At 59.5% G+C, this 17,301-nt stretch carries 20 protein-coding genes and 1 pseudogene; 11 read left to right on the forward strand and 10 right to left on the reverse strand.

The window, feature by feature from the left end; genetic code table 11:
• Positions 1-348 precede the first annotated feature (348 nt).
• The 4 genes from BLW70_RS16530 (at position 349) to BLW70_RS16545 (ending at position 2,724) form a co-directional block, all read left to right on the forward strand.
• Entirely contained in the window at positions 349-819 is a 471-nt protein-coding gene (locus tag BLW70_RS16530; RefSeq protein WP_074880620.1) for a hypothetical protein, read from the forward strand.
• A complete protein-coding gene (locus tag BLW70_RS16535; RefSeq protein ID WP_074875655.1) occupies positions 819-1,022 on the forward strand; it encodes a hypothetical protein in 204 nt (67 codons plus the stop codon). Before BLW70_RS16530 ends, BLW70_RS16535 begins: the two co-directional genes overlap by 1 nt.
• Positions 1,023-1,140: 118 nt before the next feature.
• A complete protein-coding gene (locus tag BLW70_RS16540; RefSeq protein WP_074875657.1) occupies positions 1,141-2,157 on the forward strand; it encodes an ABC transporter substrate-binding protein in 1,017 nt (338 codons plus the stop codon).
• 129 nt (positions 2,158-2,286) lie between these two features.
• Positions 2,287-2,724 (forward strand): DUF3995 domain-containing protein, encoded by a 438-nt coding sequence (locus BLW70_RS16545; protein WP_074875659.1) that lies wholly within the window; start codon positions 2,287-2,289, stop codon positions 2,722-2,724.
• A 119-nt stretch (positions 2,725-2,843) separates the two neighbouring features.
• On the opposite strand, the gene BLW70_RS16550 is transcribed toward BLW70_RS16545, so the two are convergent.
• The 7 genes from BLW70_RS16550 to BLW70_RS16580 form a co-directional block, all read right to left on the reverse strand.
• The gene (locus BLW70_RS16550) at positions 2,844-3,206 is read right to left on the reverse strand and encodes a Na+/H+ antiporter subunit G (RefSeq protein WP_033057651.1); all 363 of its coding nucleotides are present in this window, start codon (positions 3,204-3,206) and stop codon (positions 2,844-2,846) included.
• Positions 3,203-3,481, reverse strand: a complete 279-nt coding sequence (locus BLW70_RS16555) for a K+/H+ antiporter subunit F (RefSeq protein WP_074875660.1) — start codon at positions 3,479-3,481, stop codon at positions 3,203-3,205. Before BLW70_RS16555 ends, BLW70_RS16550 begins: the two co-directional genes overlap by 4 nt.
• Positions 3,478-3,966, reverse strand: a complete 489-nt coding sequence (locus tag BLW70_RS16560) for a Na+/H+ antiporter subunit E (RefSeq protein ID WP_074875661.1) — start codon at positions 3,964-3,966, stop codon at positions 3,478-3,480. The genes BLW70_RS16555 and BLW70_RS16560 overlap by 4 nt, the downstream gene beginning before the upstream one ends.
• Positions 3,963-5,645, reverse strand: coding sequence for a monovalent cation/H+ antiporter subunit D (locus BLW70_RS16565; RefSeq protein ID WP_074875662.1), 1,683 nt, complete (start codon positions 5,643-5,645; stop codon positions 3,963-3,965). Before BLW70_RS16565 ends, BLW70_RS16560 begins: the two co-directional genes overlap by 4 nt.
• On the reverse strand, positions 5,642-5,986 hold the full coding sequence (locus tag BLW70_RS16570) for a Na+/H+ antiporter subunit C (protein ID WP_007935994.1): 345 nt from the start codon (positions 5,984-5,986) through the stop codon (positions 5,642-5,644). Before BLW70_RS16570 ends, BLW70_RS16565 begins: the two co-directional genes overlap by 4 nt.
• Positions 5,986-8,904, reverse strand: a complete 2,919-nt coding sequence (locus tag BLW70_RS16575) for a monovalent cation/H+ antiporter subunit A (RefSeq protein WP_074875663.1) — start codon at positions 8,902-8,904, stop codon at positions 5,986-5,988. The genes BLW70_RS16570 and BLW70_RS16575 overlap by 1 nt, the downstream gene beginning before the upstream one ends.
• Before the next feature lie 242 nt (positions 8,905-9,146).
• Entirely contained in the window at positions 9,147-10,157 is a 1,011-nt protein-coding gene (locus BLW70_RS16580; RefSeq protein WP_174553783.1) for a DMT family transporter, read from the reverse strand.
• A 15-nt stretch (positions 10,158-10,172) separates the two neighbouring features.
• On the opposite strand from BLW70_RS16580, the gene BLW70_RS16585 reads away from it, so the two are divergent.
• The 5 genes and pseudogenes from BLW70_RS16585 (at position 10,173) to BLW70_RS16605 (ending at position 13,788) form a co-directional block, all read left to right on the forward strand.
• Positions 10,173-10,736: a helix-turn-helix domain-containing protein gene (locus tag BLW70_RS16585; protein WP_074875665.1), complete on the forward strand. Its 564-nt coding sequence runs from the start codon at positions 10,173-10,175 to the stop codon at positions 10,734-10,736.
• A gap of 127 nt (positions 10,737-10,863) precedes the next feature.
• Positions 10,864-11,199 carry a hypothetical protein gene (locus BLW70_RS16590; RefSeq protein ID WP_139273392.1) on the forward strand — a complete coding sequence of 112 codons (336 nt, stop codon included), beginning with the start codon at positions 10,864-10,866 and terminating at the stop codon, positions 11,197-11,199.
• Between the two features lie 289 nt (positions 11,200-11,488).
• Positions 11,489-11,815, forward strand: coding sequence for a hypothetical protein (locus tag BLW70_RS16595; RefSeq protein WP_074875667.1), 327 nt, complete (start codon positions 11,489-11,491; stop codon positions 11,813-11,815).
• A 329-nt stretch (positions 11,816-12,144) separates the two neighbouring features.
• A pseudogene (locus BLW70_RS16600) lies at positions 12,145-12,309 on the forward strand (ABC transporter ATP-binding protein); the annotation flags it as partial.
• 39 nt (positions 12,310-12,348) lie between these two features.
• Positions 12,349-13,788, forward strand: coding sequence for an FAD/NAD(P)-binding protein (locus tag BLW70_RS16605; RefSeq protein WP_074875669.1), 1,440 nt, complete (start codon positions 12,349-12,351; stop codon positions 13,786-13,788).
• Positions 13,789-13,896: 108 nt separating this feature from the next.
• Here the strand turns inward: BLW70_RS16605 and BLW70_RS16610 are convergent, their stop codons facing one another.
• The 3 genes from BLW70_RS16610 to BLW70_RS16620 form a co-directional block, all read right to left on the reverse strand.
• Entirely contained in the window at positions 13,897-14,121 is a 225-nt protein-coding gene (locus tag BLW70_RS16610) for a hypothetical protein (RefSeq protein WP_074875671.1), read from the reverse strand.
• A 180-nt stretch (positions 14,122-14,301) separates the two neighbouring features.
• A complete protein-coding gene (locus tag BLW70_RS16615; protein WP_074875673.1) occupies positions 14,302-14,604 on the reverse strand; it encodes a phage infection protein in 303 nt (100 codons plus the stop codon).
• A gap of 197 nt (positions 14,605-14,801) precedes the next feature.
• The gene (locus tag BLW70_RS16620) at positions 14,802-15,542 is read right to left on the reverse strand and encodes a response regulator (protein ID WP_074875675.1); all 741 of its coding nucleotides are present in this window, start codon (positions 15,540-15,542) and stop codon (positions 14,802-14,804) included.
• 183 nt (positions 15,543-15,725) lie between these two features.
• Here BLW70_RS16620 and BLW70_RS16625 point away from each other — a divergent pair, with 183 nt between their 5' ends.
• The gene (locus BLW70_RS16625) at positions 15,726-15,989 is read left to right on the forward strand and encodes a DUF2790 domain-containing protein (protein ID WP_074875677.1); all 264 of its coding nucleotides are present in this window, start codon (positions 15,726-15,728) and stop codon (positions 15,987-15,989) included.
• 117 nt (positions 15,990-16,106) lie between these two features.
• The gene (locus BLW70_RS16630; protein WP_074875679.1) at positions 16,107-17,168 is read left to right on the forward strand and encodes an alpha/beta fold hydrolase; all 1,062 of its coding nucleotides are present in this window, start codon (positions 16,107-16,109) and stop codon (positions 17,166-17,168) included.
• The last annotated feature ends 133 nt before the right edge of the window (positions 17,169-17,301 follow it).

Genomic DNA, 17,301 nt, shown 5'->3' on the forward strand with positions numbered 1-17,301 from the left:
CTGCTCTAGAATCACCGTGAGTGTCTGGCGATCGATGTTCATCTAAAGCAATTTTTTGCTGGCGATATGTCGGAAAAGTGCTTTTGTTAAAGAGATTTTTCCCTAAGGTTGGTAGTCCCGTTTTTCTGGCCGTCGGAAGGGATTTTTCCTTCAACCTCTGACGAACGCCGGGCAAGACGACGTGAGTGTGGTTCCAGTAGTCTTCTCAAGCCTCGCGATGGATGAGCCCTCTGCTCGTTTCAGGATTTCAACCCGGGTCTTTTTGCGACACCTTCGGCATTGCCGCTTTTTTCTGCTGTGCGCTGTTTTCCTGCGTGCAGCATCATTTTCAAATGTGGGGATGTTTCCTTGGCAGTAAGTAATCTCGATATGCATGCTTTGTTCGTGCTGGGTGATTTGCGCGCAAAGCTGGTTAAACAGTTCCAGTCACGTTTTGTTTACATCACCGAACAGAGCGCTGAAGGCATTTATATTGCCGAGATCGACACCGAAGAGGCGTTGGTGGTCGATGACAAACCAGGGCTTAAGCTCAAGGTCGGCGATCATTTCAGCGCCTCCGTATTACCCAGTCGCGAAGGCGGCAAGCTGGACATCAAGTTCCGTGAAATCAAACTGACGGTGTACGGCCTGGGTGATTACGCGTTCGTCACCACCGCTGATGGCCACGGGATCGTATTCAAGGAAGGTCATGGCGTGGTGATGGTGTTCGCCGCTCACCAACAGTTGCAGGAAGGCCTGACCAAAACCTTGAAAGCCGTGACCGCCAAGGCTGCCAAGTGGCGCAAAGGGGAACTGGTGACCTTCAAGGCCAGCGAATAGTGACCCTGGCCCGCGTCGACTTCCACGAACTGCACCAGGCCCGTGCGCAAGCCGAAGCCCAGCGACTGTTCGACCAAAAGGCTGTTTTGCAAGGTGCATGGCTGGGTTGGGTGGCGTCACAGATCTATACGTTGCGTCCGGCGGAGTACGCCAGCATGGTACGAAGAGCGTTGGCGCACTTGCAGGAACTTTCCGAAAATTGATTGACCTCCCTCGAAAGCAGGAACCTCTACTACAGTCAGTTGACTGAGTATTCAGAGGCTTTGCGGTCTTCTGCCAGGCCATCCCGCTATTGCTGTGAACAGCACGAGGTGCAAAAGCATGAACGGATTTCGACGGTTGCTGGCCGCTACCCTGGCCACTTTCGGATTGTTGGTGTCACCCGTTCCGGGGTTCGCTGCCCAGGCGCCGATCCACTTCGCCGACCTGAACTGGGAAAGTGGCAGCCTGATCACCGATATCCTGCGGATTATCGTCGAGACGGGCTACGGGCTGCCGACCGATACCTTGCCGGGGACGACGATTACCCTGGAAACCGCACTGGCCAACAATGACATTCAGGTGATTGGCGAAGAATGGGCCGGTCGCAGTCCGGTCTGGGTCAAGGCTGAGGCTGAAGGCAAAGTCGCGAGTCTGGGCGATACGGTCAAGGGCGCCACCGAGGGTTGGTGGGTGCCCGAATACGTGATCAAAGGCGACCCGGCGAAAGGCATCAAGCCGCTGGCGCCGGACCTGCGCAGTGTCAGCGACCTGCCGAAATACAAGCACGTGTTCAGTGATCCGGAAACCCCGGGCAAGGGGCGCTTCCTCAACAGCCCGATCGGCTGGACGTCGGAAGTGGTCAACAAACAGAAACTCAAGGCGTATGGGCTGGACGACAGCTATGTGAATTTCCGCAGCGGTTCAGGAGCAGCGCTGGATGCGGAGATCAGTTCTTCGATTCGGCGCGGCAAACCGGTGCTGTTCTATTACTGGTCGCCAACCCCTTTGCTCGGCCGCTTCAAACTGATTCAGCTTGAAGAGCCGCCGTTCGACGCTGATGCCTGGAAAACCCTGACCGACGCCGACAACCCGAATCCGAAACCGACACGCTCGCTGCCCTCGAAATTGTCCATCGGTGTGTCGACGCCATTCCAGAAGCAGTATCCGCAGATCGCCGAGTTCTTCAGCAAGGTCGACTTGCCAATCGATTCATTGAACAAGGCGCTGGCCGAGATGAGCGAAAAGCACACTCCGCCACGTCAGGCGGCGCAGGCGTACATGAAGGCGCACCCGGACGTGTGGCAGGCCTGGGTGCCCAAGGATGTGGCCGACAAGGTGTCCGCAAAATTGAAGTAAAGGATGGGCCATGGCGACGCAAAGTCATCGATCAGCGCTGATGGCCGTGCGCCATTGCTGACGAATACCCTTACAAAATCGTTCAAGGAAGTTCATTGTGCTGCGACATTTCACGCTGGAAGTCCGAACATGAGCCTATTGATCGCGCAATGGATGGCTGCCATCTTCCTGTTGATCAGTCTGATCCACCTGTATTGGGCGGCGGGCGGCAAGTTGGGTAGCGAGGCGGCGGTCCCGCGAATATCCGCAGAGGACAGCGCGCAAGCCCGGCCGGCCTTCAAGCCTTCAGGCTTTGCCACGTTACTGGTGGCGGTCGGGTTGCTGCTGATTGCGATGCTGGTGTGCATGCGAGTCGGCCTGTATCTGCCGGCGGTGCATCACTGGTCGCTGCAATGGGTGATCAGCGCGATTGCAATGCTGATGTTCGCCAGGGCGATCGGCGACTCGCATCTGATGGGGTTCTTCAAGCAGGTGAAGGACTCGAAGTTTGCCCGACTCGACACCTGGGCTTATTCGCCGTTGTGCGTGGTGTTGGGGGCGGGGTTGTTGGCAGTCGCCTGGATTTGATCTGAGGTAATGCAAGATCAAAAGATCGCAGCCTCGTTTCACTCGACAGCTCCTACATAGGTTATGCATTCCTCTGTAGGAGCTGTCGAGTGAAACGAGGCTGCGATCTTTTTTCGCGTTTAACTCCCGCTCTCCGTGCGCCGACTGCTCACCTCGGCCGGCACATCATCCCCCGCCATACGCTTGCGAAACAGCGCCGCCCGCGCCAGCAACAGCGTGGTCACCGGCACCGTAATCGACAACAGAATCGGAATCAGCCAGGCATGCAGCACCGGCCCGGACTTGAGTGCCGAAAAATAAATGATCGAGGCCAGCGCCACGCACCAGGCGCCCAAGGTCGACGCCAGCGCCGGCGGGTGCATGCGCTGGAAGTAGTCCTTCATCCGCACCAGGCCAATGGCGCCGATCAGCGCAAACAGACTGCTGAGCACCAGCAGGATTGCCACCGGAATTTCAACCCACAGAGACAGTTCAGCGCTCATTCGATCACCTCGCCGCGCAGCAGGAATTTCGCCAGGGCAAACGAACCGACGAAGCCGAACAGCGCAATCAGCAGCGCCGCCTCGAAGTAAGTGTCACTGGCATAACGAATGCCCAGCGTAAGCATCATCAGCATCGCGATGATGTACAGATAATCCAGCGCCAGAACCCGGTCCTGGGCCGACGGCCCCTTGAACAGCCTGATCAGGGTCAGAATCATCGCCAGGGAAAAGAAGAACAGGCTCAGCAGGATTGCGTTCGACAGCAAGGCGCTCATTCGAAGATCTCCATCAAGGGGCGCTCGTAGGTCGCCTTGAAGTGCTGGATGAACAGCGCTTCGTCATCCAGATCGAAGACGTGCAGCAGCAGGATGCTTCGATCCAGCGCCAGTTCCGACCAGACCGTGCCGGGGACCACGGTGCAGATCATCGACAACGCGGCCAGGCCGTTGGCATCGCGCAGGTCCAGCGGCACCTTGATGAAGCGTGAGCGCGGTGGTCGGCGGCCGGCGTTGAGCACGCCCCAGGCCACGGCGACGTTGGACACCACCACATCGCGCCCGACCAGAAAGAACAAACGTACAATCACCCCCGGCCGACGAATGCGGATCGGTAGTGGTCGCAGTTTGCGCATCATCAACGGCGCGCAGAACCCCAGCACCGCGCCCAGCAGCAGATTGCCGGGACTCATCGACAGGTTCAGCACCAGCCACAGCAACCACAGGGCCAGCGACAACCAGGGAGCAGGAAACAGACGCTTCATGGTGTCAGCTCCGCTACCGCGGCTTTGGCTTCCGGGCTTGGAATCGCACGGGTACCGAGCACCGCCATCACGTATTGCTGCGGGTTGTTCAAGGTTTGGGCGGCCGCCTGGGTGTAGCGCAGCAGCGGTTCAGCCTTGAAGGTCAGCGCAATGCTCAACCCCAGCAGCGCAATGATCGGCACGCATTCGAAACGTCGCAGCAACGGTGAAGGCCGCTCCTCGGGCGTCCAGAACCGCTGGATGCCCAAGCGCGAGAAGGCAATCAACGACGCCAGCCCGGACAGGATCAGCAACGCGAGCAAGCCCCACGCGGCGTTCGAGATCGGCTCATCGCTGCCATTGCCCAGGCCCAGCGGATTGAGCAGGGCGCTGAGCAAGCCGAGTTTGCCAATGAATCCCGAGAGTGGCGGCATGCCGATGATCAGCAGCGAGCAGGCAATGAAGCTCAACCCGAGGAAAGCCATGGTCCAGGGAATCACCTGGCCGACCACGGCTTTCTGCTCGTCATCGAGGTTGATGCCTTTGGGCGGCTGCAAGGATTCCATCGGTCGCGGCAGATCGCCGTCATCGAACAACGGCATTTCATTGGCCGAACGCGAACGCTCGATCAACTCGGCCAACAGGAACAACGCGCTCAACGCCAGGGTCGAGCTGACCAGGTAGAACAGTGCCGCGCCGATCAGGTTCGGCTGGGCGAAACCGATGGCCGACAGCAGAATCCCGGCGGACACCAGAATGCTCAGGCTGGCCAGGCGCTCAAGCCGTTGTGCGGCGAGAATCGCCACGGCGGCGCAGACGATGGTCGCCATGCCGCCGTAGATCAGCCAGTCGCCGCCAAAGTACGCCGACGCGCCAGCCTGACCGGAGAACAGCAGGGTCCACAGACGCAGCAAGGTGTAGACGCCGACCTTGGTCATGATCGCGAACATCGCCGCTACCGGTGCGCTCGCTGCGGAATAGGCCGGCACCAGCCAGAAGTTCAGCGGCCACATCCCGGCCTTGGCCAGGAACGCCACGGCCAGAATCCCCGCGCCGGCATGCAACAGGCCGCGATCGGCTTCCGGCACCAGTGGAATTTTCAACGCCAGGTCGGCCATGTTCAGGGTGCCGGTGACGCCGTAGATCAGCGCCGCGCCGATCAAAAACAGCGACGAGGCCAGCAGGTTGATCGAAATGTAATGCAGTCCCGACGACACCCGCGACCGACCCGAACCGTGGAGCATCAGGCCGTAAGAGGCCGCCAGCAGCACTTCAAAAAACACAAACAGATTGAACAGGTCCCCCGTCAGGAACGCGCCGTACAGGCCCATCATCTGAATCTGGAACAGCGCGTGGAAACTCGAACCGGCGCCGTCCCAGCGGGCCATGGCGAACAGCAGGGCGCTGACGCCGATGATCCCGGTCAGCACCAGCATCAGCGCCGACAGCCGATCGACCACCAGCACGATACCGAACGGCACTTGCCAGTTGCCCGGCAGGTACACGCCGATGGAACCGGGGACGTCCGTCTCCTGAGTCCATTGCAGCAACAGCACGGCAATGCCCAACCCCACCAGGCTGGAAAACAGGTTGATCCTGGCCTTCAGCGGACGGTGCTTTTCGCCCAGCATCAGCATCAGGGCGGCGGTCAGCAGTGGCAGCAGAATCGGTGCAGCGATCAGGTGCGGCATCAGATTCATTCTTTAGGCTCCCGGCCATCCACATGGTCGGTACCGGTCAGGCCCCGGGAAGCGAGCAGCACCACCAGAAACAACGCGGTCATGGCGAAGCTGATCACGATGGCGGTCAGCACCAGTGCTTGCGGCAGCGGGTCGGTGTAGTGCAACAGATCCTGCGGGACGCCGTCCTTGATGTTCGGTTCCTTGCCGATGAACAGACTGCCCATGCTGAAGATGAACAGATTGACGCCGTAGGACAGCAGGCACAGGCCCATCACCACCTGAAACGTCCGTGGCCGCAGGATCAGCCAGACCCCGGACGCGGCCAGCACGCCGATGGCGATTGCGATGACTTCTTCCATCAGACGGTTCCTTGCATGGCGACGGATCGAGGCAGGGCAGCGGTCTTGTGACCCCGTACCGATTGGTGAGCGAGGGCGGTGAGGATCAACAGGGTCGAACCGACCACCACGGCGTACACGCCAATATCGAAGAACAGCGCACTGGCGATGTGAATGTTACCGAACACCGGCAGTTCGAAATGCCAGGTGTGGGTGGTCAGGAACGGATACCCGACGGCCATCGCCCCGAGCCCGGTGACCGTGGCAAACAGCAAGCCGGTGCCCATCCAGCGCAGCGGTCGCAGGCTCATTTGCGCTTCGACCCACTGGGTGCCGGCGACCATGTATTGCAGGATGAACGCCACCGACATCACCAGGCCTGCGACAAAACCGCCGCCCGGTTGATTGTGGCCGCGCATGAACAGGTAGACCGACACCACGAACGCGATCGGCAGCAGCAGACGCACCAGCACCGCCGGCACCATCATGAACCCGAGCGCTGTATCGCTGGCGTGACGCGGGTTGACCAGATCGGTGACCACGTCCGGTGCCAGCAACCGCTGCTGGGCCGGTAACTGCAGGCTTTCTTTCGGAGGTCGGAAGCGTCGGAGCAGGGCGAATACGGTCAGGGCCACGGCCACCAGCACGGTAATTTCACCGAGGGTGTCGAAGCCGCGGAAGTCCACCAGCATCACGTTGACCACGTTGCTGCCGCCACCTTCGGGCAGGGCGCGACTGAGGTAGAACGAGGAAATATCGTTCGGCGTTTGGCGCGTCAGCATCGCATAGGCCAGCAGCGCCATGCCGCCACCGACCACGGTCGACAGCAGCAAGTCGCGGATACGGCGAATGCGCGCCTTGCGCAGGGTGCTCGGCAGCGGCGAGACCTCTTCGATCCGGCGCGGTAGCCAGCGCAGTCCCAGGAGGATCAACACCGTGGTCACCACTTCCACGGCCAATTGCGTCAGCGCCAGGTCCGGCGCCGAGAACCAGACGAAAGTGATGCAGGTCATCAGGCCGCAGACGCTGACCATGGTCAGGGCCGCGAGACGGTGATACTTGGCCTGCCACGCCGCGCCGAGGGCGCAGGCAATCGCCAGCAGCCAGAGGGTCACGAACACGATCGAACCCGGAATCTTCGGCCGGTCGCCCCAGCTCAGGCTACTGTGGAGCATCGGGATCAACCCGGCCAACACGGCCGCGAACACCACCAGGAACAATTGGGTTTGCAGGCGCTTGGTGCTGATCCGCCGCTCGAGACGACGGGCCAGGCGCATCATGATCACCAGGCTGTGTTCGAACAGGCGCTTGCCGTTGAACCGGCCAATGACCGGCGGGTACTTGAAACGCCCGAGTTTGAGCTGATTGCGCAACAGCAGATAAAGCACGATGCCGCAGGACATGGCGATCAGGCTCATGATCATCGGCGCGTTCCAGCCGTGCCAGATCGCCAGGCTGTATTCAGGCAAGGTGCCGCCTACCACCGGCAAGGCCGCCGCGGCCAGCAACGGGCCGACCACCTGCGCCGGGAAAATTCCCACGACCAGGCAGGCGAACACCAAAAACTCCACCGGCGCGCGCATCCAGCGTGGCGGCTCGTGTGGGGTGTGCGGCAAGTCGGTGGCGGTCGGGCCGAAGAACACGTCGACGGTAAAGCGCAACGAGTAGGCAATGCTGAAAGTGCCGGCGATGGTCGCGACGATGGGCAGCGTCATCTCGATCCAGGCCGTGGCATTGATGAACACGGTTTCGGCGAAGAACATCTCTTTGGAGAGGAAGCCGTTGAGCAGCGGCACACCGGCCATCGAAGCGCTGGCGACCATGGCCAGGGTGGCGGTGAACGGGATCAGCTTGATCAGGCCGCTGAGCTTGCGAATGTCCCGGGTGCCACTTTCGTGGTCGATGATCCCGGCGGCCATGAACAGCGAGGCCTTGAACGTGGCGTGGTTGAGAATGTGAAACACCGCGGCCACGGCGGCCAACGGACTGTTCAGGCCCAGCAGCAGAGTGATCAGGCCCAGGTGACTGATGGTCGAGTAAGCCAGCAGTCCCTTGAGGTCGTTCTGGAACATCGCGCAGTACGCGCCGAGCAACAGGGTGCAGGCACCGGCGCCGCTGACGATGTAGAACCATTGTTCACTGCCCGACAGCGACGGCCAAAGCCGTGCGAGGAGAAACACCCCGGCCTTGACCATGGTCGCCGAGTGCAGATAGGCCGATACCGGTGTCGGTGCCGACATGGCGTGCGGCAGCCAGAAGTGGAAGGGGAATTGTGCGCTTTTGCTCAGTGCGCCGATCAGGATCAGGGGCAGCAGAATAGGGTAGAGGGCATGTGCGCGAATCAGATCGCCGGCGGCCAGGACCTTGTCCAGGTCATAGCTGCCGACCACATGGCCGAGCAGCATGACCCCCGCCAGCAAGCACAAACCGCCTGCGCCAGTGACCATCAGCGCCATGTAAGCACCGCGTCGCGCATCGGCGCGGTGGTGCCAGTAGCCGATCAACAGGAATGAAAAGAGGCTGGTCAGCTCCCAGAAAAACACGATCTGGATCAGGTTGCCGGAGATCACCAGCCCGAGCATGGCGCCCATGAACGCCAGGAAAAACGCGAAGAACCGCGGCACCGGATCGTCCGGCGACATGTAGTAGCGGGCGTACAACGAAACCAGAGTGCCGATGCCCAGCACCAGCATCGAGAACAGCCAGGCGAAACCGTCCATGCGCAAGACGAAGTTCAGGCCCAGGCTGGGCAGCCAGAAGAATTCTTCGCGGATCACGCCGCCATCGGCGATTTGCGGGTACAGCAGGGCGACCTGAACGGTGCCTATCAAGGCAACCAGGCCAGCCAACAAAGATTCGGTGTTACGCGCGTTGTGCGGCAGCAAGGCTGCCAGACAGCTGCCGATAAAAGGCAGAAGCAGTAGAACTATCAGGGACATAGGCTTCTAATCTGCGGAAGTTTGTGAAGCATCATACGTGCCAGTTCCCGGATCACCAAACGCCAAGCTGTCGCAGAATCCTACAAGGTAGGCGGAAAAAGCCTGATTCCCGTTGTTTCCAAGGGGGGACTTTGATCGTTCCCACGCTCTGCGTGGGAATGCAGCCCAGGACGCTCCGCGTCCCTTCTAGAGCCGAACGCGGAGCGTCCGTTGAGGCATTCCCACGCAGAGCGTGGGAACGATCAATGCTCGGCTTCGCCTTCCGGGTCGCCCTCGGTCTCAGGCGTAACAGCCTTACCCTTGGTCTTCAACTCACTGACAATCACCGCCGCCACAATCAATCCCGCACCCACCAGCGCAATCGCCGGCAACCGCTCCCCGGCAATCCTTCCGACAATCCCGGCCCACACCGGCTCACCGGCATAGATCAGCGTTGCCCGGGTCGGCGAAACGCTCTTCTGCGCCCAGTTCATCGCCACTTGAATCGCCGCACTGGCTGCGCCCAACCCCAGTGCGCTGCATAACAGCAGCCATGAGAAATCCGGAATCATTTCCTGAGTCGGCACCACCATCAAAAACGCCAGCACCGAGGTGACCGCCAATTGCACCACCGTCACCCGTCGCACATCGACCTGGCCGGCATAGGTGCTGATCAGAATGATCTCCGCCGCAATCGCCACGGCGCTGATCAACGTGGCGATTTCGCCAGGGCTGAAATTGAACGAAGCGCCGGCCGGTCCCGACAGCAACATCAACCCGGTAAACGCCAACATGATCCCGATGCTCGGCATCAACCCCGGACGCCGTCCCAGCACCAGCCATTGCAGCAACGGGACGAAGGGCACGTACAACGCGGTAATAAACGCTGACTGGCTGCTGGGAATGCTCTGCAACCCGACGGTCTGCAAACCATAACCGAGCATGATTGCCACACCGATAAAGGCCCCGGCCTTGAGTTCGAACAGGGTCAGGTCCCGCAGATGCCGCCAGGAAAACAGCGCAACAATGATAGCCGCTGCGGCAAAGCGCAGGCCGACGAAGAACATCGGCCCGCTGACCGTCATCGCATGCTGCACCAGCAAGAAGGTGCCGCCCCAGACCATGGTGATCAGCACCAGCACGCACTCGGCTTTGCTGAACCGCGAGAAACGGGAGGAAGTGTGAGGGGGATTCACCGACGTCATGACCTTGCGCGCTACCTGAGGGGGACGCACAATGCGCCGAATGTTGCGCAGTATACTGCCCAACCCCATCAAGTGAGCAATATAGTGCACAAAGATTCTACCCAGCGGGCTTCGGTCCTCCAGCACGTCAGCCAGAACGTTCGACGCTTGCGCCACGCCGCCGACATGAGCCAGGCGACGCTGGCGGAAAAATCCGGCGTCAGCCGCCGGATGTTGGTGGCGATCGAGGCCGGCGAAAAGAACGTCAGCCTGACCACCCTCGACCGCGTGGCCGAAGCGCTGGATGTCGCATTCAGCGACCTGATCCAGGCCCCGGATGCCCGAGACCCGAGCCGCATCAACGAAGTGGCCTGGGCCGGGAAAATTCCTGGCAGCAAAGCCGTTTTGTTATCCAAAGCCACGGCTGTCCGCGAAGTGGAACAGTGGGAATGGTGCCTGCAACCGGGGGAAATTTACCCGTCGCAACCGGACGCCGAGGGTTGGAGTGAGCAGATCTACGTGTTCGAAGGCTGCCTGACCCTGATGCTGGGTGATACACCCCATGAGATCGCTGCCGGCGAGTTCTACATGTTCGCCAGCAACCAGCCACACGCCTATCGCAACGATGGGGCGGTGGCGGCGCGGTTTGTGCGTAATGTGGTGATTTGATCTGCGCTGATTCCACATCAAACATATATAGACCTGTTACTTCTTACAGTAGACGATTGGCTTTGGATCCAGACAATGATGAGTGCGCCGGCGGATGGCGGTCCACTCCTCAACATTGGGTTCACGTATGCCTATTCATCACAGAAAGTCGTCAGCGCTTTTACCTGCACCCGTACTGCCGGTGGCCTGCGGTGACATGGTCTTTCTCGAAGATGTCTTAGCCGGCGCTCAGGTCAAGATTGTACTGAACCGGGGTGTTTATCCGGGCATCCAGGTGACCCTCGAATACAGCAATGGCGGCACTTCCAAAACATTAACGACCCCACTTACTGGTGGTGGGGCATTATTTGTGATTCCTGCTTGCGCGTTTATTAACAGTGTGGGAATGCGGATTCGATATTGGGTCGACGATCCATTCCAACAAAGCGAAGTGCTCGATTTAGGCGTGTCGATGCGCTTGTGAGGCAGGCCTGGCTGTTGGCAGGGCAGCAGCGATTGATCGCTGCCGGCCACTTCTACAAGTTTGCCAGCAACAGCTCCGTGCCTATCGCAACGAGGGGGCGGCGTGGTTTGTGCGAAATGTGGTGATCTGATAGTTGGTAACCGTTCATCGGAAATGATGAGATACCTGTTATTTATGACAGTAGACGCGCCGCGCGATTGCTCTTCAAATGGAGTTCAGCGCGCTGCTCACAGTTCTTGCCTGATGGGCAGAATAACTTTTTCTAACGTCAACGGAAGGAAACTTAAAAATGGCATTGGAACGGCTTGAAATCCAAGAGGCTGTAGGAAAGGAAATCAAACTGACGAATGTTCCGGTTCAAGGCGCTACCGCACGCATTCCGCTACCTCTAAATCCGAATCCTAATAGCAATATCGAAGTGTTAATTGCTGACCAGGTTGTAGCCCAGCAACCCGTTGGGGAACCAGAAAGCGGTTTTTATAAAGTCCTGGTGCCAAGGAGCGGCTTATTGAATCACACAGGACTGAATAAGGCGTTTACATATATCTTGTACGCTGAAGGTGGTGGTAACGCAGATTACTCTGAATCAACCGAGTATGACATTTTGCATTCTTGACGAGTTACTCAAAAGCAGTTGTTCGACTTCGCTGATGATGTCGAACAATTGCTGTTATTAATGTTTAACTGGCAACAGTGAATCTGGAGTTTGTTTCGCGTGCTCTTGCAAATCGATTTAGTTGTTTATGATAAAACATTGACATAGGTAAAAATCAATTGGCACGACCTCTGTCTTGGCTCTTGGGTGTTCACCCGTCGCCGGGGGCGCGCCATGACAATTTCAGTCTCACCCTCTCGCAGCGCCCACGTCATCCATTCTCACGCCGAAGCTATCGCCCACAGACGCCGAACGCAGAGGCTCAATACAAAGATTCGTCAGCGATATTTTCCTGTCCTACTTTGGTACTGCTTGACGAACCTTCCATGGCTTTGGCGCCTATGATCGTCCCGGAGACTTTCGAGATCGTCGCCCAGCTCAATCGCGCCGAGTCGGTGAGCTTCCTGATGGCCGAGCAAAACATTTTTGTGGCGCTCAAATACGCATCGGCGGCATGACTTCCATTTAGGTAAACACTGAGCAGTGAGAACGCCATGACTGAAACCCAAAGCGGACTGGCCACCGACGCCATCCGCCATGCGGACATCCTGATCGTCGGCGGCGGCCTCAGCGGCGCGATGCTGGCGGCGCAGTTGCTGCGCCTGCCGGGCAAACGCCAGGTGCTGGTGATCGAACCCCGCGCCGAACTGGGACGGGGCGAGGCGTACAGCGCGGTCGAACTGGGCCATACGCTCAACGGCAATGCGGCGCGGATGAGCGTCGATCCGGACAACGCCGATGACCTGACCCAATGGCTCACCGAATACATCGCGGCCGGTGGTTGGCCGGAGTCTGACGAGCAACAAATGCCGGTCAGCGAATTGTTCCCGCCCCGGGGGATTTTCGGCCTGTACGTGCAGCAGCGCTTGGCCGAAGCGCAAGCGGTGGGGGCGTTGAACGGGTCAACGGTCGAGCATGTGCGGGCCGAGGTGGTTGACCTGCAGAACGGGGACGATTCTGTGTTGCTGACGTTGAGCGACGGGCAACACTTGCAGGGCGCTTATGCGGTGTTGGCCACGGGGATGTTCCCCGCTGCGCGTACGCCACAGACCGAGTCCAGCGGCTTGAACGCGGCGGCGCTTGATCCGTGGGACGTCGCGGCCATGCAGCAACTCGATCCGCAGTCGACCGTACTGATCATCGGTTCGGGCCTGACCATGGTCGATGCAGTGGTGTCGCTGGAACAGGCCGGGCATCGCGGGCCGATCGAAGTGTTTTCGCGGCATGGTTTGCTGCCTCATGTACGTCGGCAGCCACCGGCCTGGGTGGATTTTCTCGCCGAGGATCAGAGCGTTCGTACACCGCGACAGTTGATGCGCGAGCTGCGTCGGCATTGCCGGGACGCCATCGCTCAAGGCATCGACTGGCAGGCACCGCTCGACACCGTGCGCGCGCATATTGGCCGTTTGTGGAATCAGGCAACGGACGTGCAGCGTCGACAGTTCGTGCGGCATGTGCGGCCGTGGTGGGAAAGTCATCACCATCGCTCGCCGCCGTTGAGTGCCGAACTGGTGGCGCGGTTGCACAAAGAGGGGCGGTTGCGGATTCAGGCGGCGTCGTTCAAAGGGCTGGAGCCCTCAGCGGACGGAGCAGTGAGCATCCGCCTTCGGCGTCGAGGCGAAGCAGAAAGCAGCGTTGTCAGCGGCGCGGCATTGATCAATTCCAGCGGCATCGAATACGACTGGCGACGCGTCGCCCGACCTCTGCCACAGCAACTGCTCGCCCGCGGACTTGTCCGGCCGGGGCCGTTGGCGCTGGGGATTGCGGCGGCAGTCGATGGCGCGGTATTGGGCGCCGATCAACAAGCCGCGAGCCGTCTATTCGCCATGGGCCCACCGTTGCGCGGCATGTGGTGGGAAAGCACCGCAGTGACCGACGTCGCGAGCCAGGCCAAGGCACTCGCCGCTCGCCTGACAACAACGCCGTCCCTGTAGCAGCTGCTACGAATATCTCGAGCCTGTATTTCAACACTAAAGACAACAAACCCCGGGGAGATCGGATCTCCCCGGGGTTTGTTGTTTCAAGCGGCGCAAAGCCATTGATCAATAACGCTGATACTTCGAACCGAATTCAGGGCGGTTTTCAGCGACATAGAGTGTGCTCGCCTGGCTGTCTTTGTGATCAACACCGACGGCGTTCACGTTCAGTGTGGCCGGTTGGCTGACTTTGGCCGCTGCAACGACCTGCGGGGTGGCGTGTGGGGCGGCGATGGCGGAGGTGGCGCCAAGAACCGAAAGGGCGAAACCAAGACTGATGATGCTTTTCATGAAGTTGCTCCAGAGTGTGGGGAGAAGATGGGGGCCACTCTAGTGCTGGAGCTGCGCGATGAAAAAACACTCTGACGCATAGTTGTTATCGAGAGCGATGATTCATTGTCTGAACGCATTCCCACGCAAAGCGCGGGAATGATCATGGGGATCGCCAAGCTCAGCCAAAAGCCCTGGCAATCAATATCGTTGATATTTCGAGCCGAACTCGGCGCGGTTTTCCGCGACGACCACACCGCTGAGTACGGCGTTGTTCGGGCTGATTAGCGCCACACGTTCGCGCAGCTCTTGCAAACGGTCGGCACCGCCTTCGGCCACACGATTCTCGATCAGACGATCGGAACCGCCTTCAACCAACAGTTGTTTAACCTGGCCAGGGGACGCGGCATTGCCAGTGGTGGCCGAAGCCAGGCTCGACAGACCGAGACCACTAACCAGGGCCAGACCGAGTGCCAGGGACGAGACTTTCGAGAAGTTGAACATGGGTAATTCTCCGTGCGTTTAGTTTGAGTGGGTCGGTAGCTGTTGCTATCCGGTGATCACAGTTAAACGCTCGGGTGTATCGGTGATGTGTGCTCGAACACGCCGAAGTCGGTGTCTGCGTATCTGTCGCGGGTTCTTATACAGACGGATACAAAGCCCTATGAAAAAGTCTCCTCAGGTTTGCTTGGGGGAGAGCTTCATGATTCTGCGCCCAGCAATTCCACCGGGTAGGAGAACACGTAGCCTTCGCTGCGCACGGTTTTGATGTAGGTCGAGTCCCGTGAGTCATCCATCAGTCGCTGGCGCAGACGGCTCACCAGCAAATCGATCGAGCGGTCGAACAGGTCGGCGTCGCGACCCTGGGTCAGGTTGAGCAACTGGTCACGGCTGAGCACCCGTTGCGGGTGATCGAGGAACACCCGCAGCAGACGGTATTCGGCGCCACTGAGGGCCACCATCGTGTCGTCTTCGTCGAGCAAGTGCCGGGCGGTGGTGTCCAGGCGCCAGCGGCCGAAGCCCAGCAACCGGCCAGTCTCGGTGATCAGCAGGTTGGGCGGCAGCATCCGGGTACGGCGCAACACGGCGTTGATCCGCGCCAGCAGTTCACGGGCGGCGAAGGGTTTGGTCAGGTAGTCGTCGGCGCCCATTTCCAGGCCGAGGATGCGATCGGTTTCGTCGTCGCGTGCGGTGAGCATCAGGATCGGCGTGGCTTTGTGTTTGCCCGAGCGCAATTCGCGGCACAGCAGCAGGCCGTCATCGCCGGGCATCATGATGTCCAGCACGATCAGGTCCACCTGATTGGTTTCCAGAAAGCTGCGCATCTGCCGGCCATCGGCAATCACCGTGGTGCGCAGCCCGTTCTTTTTCAGGTAATTGCCGACCAGCTCGCGAATTTCCCGGTCGTCGTCGACGATCAGGATGTGGTCCACATGTTCCATCGCTCAGCCTCTTGTTGTTGGTTTTGTATCGCACTGTATCTGATGCCCCCGGAGACACCTTACGCCTTATTAATTCCGGTTCTACGACACATGGCAGATACCTCGGGCCGATTAAATGGGTTCCATCGAGACAAGATGACTTGCCTCACAACCACTGCCCATTGCCACCCAGAGGAAATCACCATGAACTGGAACGCACTGATTGCCGCCAGCTTCTTTGCAGTCCTGAACGTTGCAGCGTTTTCGGCCCAGGCCGATGTTCAAGCGCCGTCGCAAGAAACTTCTCACGGCACCCACCTGGATATCAAGAAAGTGATTTCCGTCGTCGATAACGGCGATGGCAATTGCGGCATTGTCGATGCCCGCCTGACCTATCTCGATTCCAGCGGTATGCAGAAAGCCCTCGATTACAGCAAATTCGCAGAGTGCGGCAATCAGGGCGGCTGATCTTTCTTCTACGCTGATCGCTGTCAAAGACGATGACCGCGCAGTCTGCTCATCAGCCCGTATTGGCTGACTCACATCGTCCAGAACAGCAGGTCAATGACTTCCAGGGAAACCACCATGAAGATGAATGTGTTGAGCAAAAAAAACGACTCGCGTCGTCGTTTCTTTGCCCCGTCGGTCCTCGCTTTCGCGCTGATGCAGGCAGGTGCCTTTGGTGCTGCCCATGCGCAGGCCGCAACGCCAGAGCCAGTGTTGGCCAGCGCTGGCACCCTCAAGGCGGATTCGTTTGGCCCGCTGAAGCATGTCAACGCCGGATTGCTGAATGTGGCTTACGCCGAAGTCGGCCCCGCCGATGGTCCGGTGGTGATTCTTCTGCACGGTTGGCCTTACGACATTCACAGCTACAGCGAAGTGGCGCCCTTGTTGGCGGCCAAAGGCTACCGGGTGTTGATCCCGTATGCACGCGGCTACGGCGACACGCATTTCCTGTCCGACAAGACTGTTCGCAACGGCCAGCCCGCCGCGTTGGCCAGTGACGTCATCGACTTTATGGATGCGCTCAAGATCAACAAGGCGGTGCTCGGTGGCTACGACTGGGGCGCGCGCTCGGCGAACATCGTTTCGGCGCTCTGGCCGGAGCGGGTGGATGCGTTGGTCTCGGTGAGCGGCTACCTCATCGGCAATCAGGCGGCCGGCAAGAATCCGTTGCCGCCCAAGGCCGAGCTGCAATGGTGGTACCAGTTCTACTTCGCGACCGAACGCGGCCAGGCCGGTTACGAAAAAAATCGCCACGACTTCGCCAGGTTGATCTGGGAGCTGGCCTCCCCGAAGTGGACGTTCGACGACGCGACTTTCGACCGCAGCGCGGTGGCCCTGGACAACCCCGATCATGTGGCTATTACGATCTTCAACTATCGCTGGCGGTTGGGCATGATTCAGGGCGAACCTCAATATGAAGCGCTGGAGCAGCGGCTGGCCAAGGCGCCGGTGATTACGGTGCCGACCATCACTATGGAAGGTGACGCCAACGGGGCGCCACATCCGGCAGCCGAGGATTATGCCAAGCGTTTCACCGGCAAATATGAATACCGACTCATCAACGGTGGTATCGGCCACAACTTGCCGCAGGAAGATCCGCAAGCCTTTGCCAAGGCAGTGATCGATGCGGATCACCTCTGAGATGAGTGCCGCGAGATCGTTCCCACGCGCAGCAAAGGAATGCAGCCCGGGACGCTCTGCGTCCCTCGACAGCCGAACGCAGAGCGTCCGTTGAGGCATTCCCACGCGGGAGCGTGGGAACGATCTTTACTCG

Source organism: Pseudomonas frederiksbergensis (genome assembly GCF_900105495.1).
GTDB classification, from domain to species: Bacteria; Pseudomonadota; Gammaproteobacteria; order Pseudomonadales; family Pseudomonadaceae; genus Aquipseudomonas; species Aquipseudomonas frederiksbergensis.

Bases quoted from the DNA above. Each gene is read 5' to 3' on its own strand.
- BLW70_RS16605 (WP_074875669.1), top strand. From the start codon at position 12,349: ATGACTGAAACCCAAAGCGGACTGGCCACCGACGCCATCCGCCATGCG.
- BLW70_RS16570 (WP_007935994.1), bottom strand. From the start codon at position 5,986: ATGGAAGAAGTCATCGCAATCGCCATCGGCGTGCTGGCCGCGTCCGGG.
- BLW70_RS16565 (WP_074875662.1), bottom strand. From the start codon at position 5,645: ATGAATCTGATGCCGCACCTGATCGCTGCACCGATTCTGCTGCCACTG.
- BLW70_RS16620 (WP_074875675.1), bottom strand. From the start codon at position 15,542: ATGGAACATGTGGACCACATCCTGATCGTCGACGACGACCGGGAAATT.
- BLW70_RS16595 (WP_074875667.1), top strand. From the start codon at position 11,489: ATGGCATTGGAACGGCTTGAAATCCAAGAGGCTGTAGGAAAGGAAATC.
- BLW70_RS16580 (WP_174553783.1), bottom strand. From the start codon at position 10,157: ATGGGGTTGGGCAGTATACTGCGCAACATTCGGCGCATTGTGCGTCCC.
- BLW70_RS16630 (WP_074875679.1), top strand. From the start codon at position 16,107: ATGAAGATGAATGTGTTGAGCAAAAAAAACGACTCGCGTCGTCGTTTC.
- BLW70_RS16625 (WP_074875677.1), top strand. From the start codon at position 15,726: ATGAACTGGAACGCACTGATTGCCGCCAGCTTCTTTGCAGTCCTGAAC.
- BLW70_RS16590 (WP_139273392.1), top strand. From the start codon at position 10,864: ATGCCTATTCATCACAGAAAGTCGTCAGCGCTTTTACCTGCACCCGTA.
- BLW70_RS16545 (WP_074875659.1), top strand. From the start codon at position 2,287: ATGAGCCTATTGATCGCGCAATGGATGGCTGCCATCTTCCTGTTGATC.
- BLW70_RS16540 (WP_074875657.1), top strand. From the start codon at position 1,141: ATGAACGGATTTCGACGGTTGCTGGCCGCTACCCTGGCCACTTTCGGA.
- BLW70_RS16555 (WP_074875660.1), bottom strand. From the start codon at position 3,481: ATGAGCGCCTTGCTGTCGAACGCAATCCTGCTGAGCCTGTTCTTCTTT.
- BLW70_RS16610 (WP_074875671.1), bottom strand. From the start codon at position 14,121: ATGAAAAGCATCATCAGTCTTGGTTTCGCCCTTTCGGTTCTTGGCGCC.
- BLW70_RS16550 (WP_033057651.1), bottom strand. From the start codon at position 3,206: ATGAGCGCTGAACTGTCTCTGTGGGTTGAAATTCCGGTGGCAATCCTG.
- BLW70_RS16575 (WP_074875663.1), bottom strand. From the start codon at position 8,904: ATGTCCCTGATAGTTCTACTGCTTCTGCCTTTTATCGGCAGCTGTCTG.
- BLW70_RS16560 (WP_074875661.1), bottom strand. From the start codon at position 3,966: ATGAAGCGTCTGTTTCCTGCTCCCTGGTTGTCGCTGGCCCTGTGGTTG.
- BLW70_RS16615 (WP_074875673.1), bottom strand. From the start codon at position 14,604: ATGTTCAACTTCTCGAAAGTCTCGTCCCTGGCACTCGGTCTGGCCCTG.